This is a genomic window from Peribacillus sp. P4_C12, assembly GCF_056402095.1.
Genome location: NZ_JBFUIB010000531.1, coordinates 1 through 2,401, shown reverse-complemented (window position 1 = coordinate 2,401; position 2,401 = coordinate 1). Strand labels below are relative to the sequence as shown.

The window sequence follows — 2,401 nt, the reverse complement described above, 5'->3', positions numbered from 1 at the left end:
GAGTGTGAAAGAGGCTTTTATAGCGACATGCGAATTGGCAAAGGCAAAATATGATTTGAATGTTGACGAGTTTGAGGAAGCGGTACGGAAAGAAGCACGTGAGCTTTATTCTTCTTATGATACATATGAATTTACGCAAATGATCGGTATCAACCCATTTGAAGGACTTTGGGGTAATTTTCGAGATGATCATGATGAATTCCGTAAGATGGCCGAGATTGTACCGGCTTATCGGAAAGAGGCATGGACAAGAGGCTTGAAGGCATTAGGGATTGATGACCCGGCATTTGGTCTTGAGCTAGCAGAGCGATTCCCTGCTGAGAGACGGAAAAAACCATTTATTTATGAAGAAACATTCCAGGTGTTAGATGAGTTAAAAGGGAAGTACAAATTGTTATTGCTGACGAATGGTTCACCTGAGCTTCAAAATACGAAGCTTGAAATCACGCCTGAGTTAGTTCCTTATTTCGATCAAATCGTTATTTCCGGCGCGTTTGGACGTGGGAAACCGGATGCTTCTATTTTCGAGCATGCATTAGAAATCATGGAGCTTGATAAGGATGAAGTATTAATGGTCGGCGACAATTTAATGACGGATATCCTTGGTGCATCACGTGCAGGCATTAAATCGGTTTGGATAAACCGTCATGATAAGGAACGGAATGAAGTCATCCCTAATTATGAAATCACGCATTTAGAGGAGCTTTTTCCTATCCTTGAGAGTCTAAAAAAATAACGGATAAATCCCCTTCAAGTAGTAAGTTCAAAAAAACTTAACTTGGAGGGGATTTTATTTAATTCAAAACATGGCATTAAAATAATAGGTCTTTGAATTTATTTACAAACCAAAATGGATGGTATATAGTTACCTTGTAATAATTAATATTATTCAGACTAGGGGTGTCCAATAAAAGTTGGGCTGAGAGAGAAGCGCGTTAAAGCTTCTTAACCCTCAGGACCTGATCTGGTTCATACCAGCGTGGGGAAGTTAGAATCTACTATTCAATGACATGTAATTTGGTCATTTCTGTAGTCATACTAACTTTAGCCGGGTCTTAAATATGAGACCTGGCTTTTTCGTGCGAAAATGGATTGGATTTTGTCCTTTTTAATCTAACTTAAAAAGGAGAAATGAAATCATGAGTAATTCAGTAAATGACATGAACGTTTCAATTATGTCCAATTTTGCAGGAAGTAAAAAAGTTTATGTAGAGGGGTCTAGACCTGATATAAAAGTTCCTATGCGTGAAATTAAACTAAGTCCCACAACAGGAGCATTTGGTGAAGAGGAAAATTTACCTCTACGCGTATATGATACTAGCGGTTTCTATACGGATTCTGAGTATTCTATTGATATTCGTAAAGGTCTTGACCCTATTAGACGCAACTGGGTTCTTGAACGGGAAGACGTTGAAGAGTATGTGGGGCGTGAAATAAAACCCGAAGATAATGGGTATAAAAAAGTTGAGTCTCATTCCAAAGCAGAAGTTTTTCCGGGATTGATACGAAATCCTTTGCGTGCAAAGAAGGGGAGAAACATAACCCAACTCCATTATGCTCGTAAAGGTATCGTTACCCCAGAAATGGAGTTTATTTCGATTAGAGAAAGTGTTTCCGCTGAGTTTGTACGAGATGAAGTAGCTAGCGGGCGGGCCATTATACCGGCTAATATTAACCATCCTGAAAGTGAGCCGATGATCATCGGACGTAATTTTCATGTGAAAATAAATGCGAATATTGGGAATTCAGCGGTTAGTTCATCCATCGAGAATGAAGTAGAAAAAATGACTTGGGCCACTCGCTGGGGAGCCGATAACATCATGGATCTCTCTACCGGAAAAAATATACACACAACCCGTGAATGGATTATTAGAAATTCGCCTGTACCTGTTGGAACAGTACCGATTTATCAAGCGCTTGAAAAAGTAGATGGAGTCGCTGAAAATTTAACATGGGAGGTTTTTCGGGATACTTTAATTGAGCAGGCTGAGCAAGGTGTTGATTACTTTACCATACATGCTGGTGTGCTTCTGCGATATATCCCATTAACAGCAAAGCGGATGACGGGAATTGTTTCCCGTGGGGGCTCTATTATGGCTCAATGGTGTCTGGCTCATCATGAAGAAAGCTTCCTCTATACTCATTTTGAAGAAATCTGTGAAATCATGAAAGCATATGATGTATCTTTCTCATTAGGAGATGGACTTCGTCCGGGATCTATTGCAGATGCAAACGATGAGGCGCAATTTGCGGAATTGGAAACACTGGGTGAATTAACAAAGATTGCATGGAAACATGATGTACAAGTTATGGTTGAGGGACCTGGTCACGTTCCAATGCATTTGATTAAAGAAAATATGGATAAGCAATTGGAAGTCTGTCAAGAAGCCCCATTCTATAC

2 protein-coding genes and 1 riboswitch are annotated in these 2,401 nt (G+C 39.8%); both genes read left to right on the top strand.

From position 1 onward, the window contains the following. Positions 1 to 736 (top strand): HAD family hydrolase (locus AC1DUW_RS26025; protein ID WP_477643841.1); only part of this gene is annotated, 736 nt, incomplete at its 5' end. 150 nt (positions 737 to 886) lie between these two features. Further along, positions 887 to 1,003, top strand: a riboswitch (TPP riboswitch). A 133-nt stretch (positions 1,004 to 1,136) separates the two neighbouring features. After that, positions 1,137 to 2,401: phosphomethylpyrimidine synthase ThiC (gene thiC / locus AC1DUW_RS26020; RefSeq protein ID WP_477643842.1), on the top strand; the 1,265-nt coding region annotated here is incomplete at its 3' end.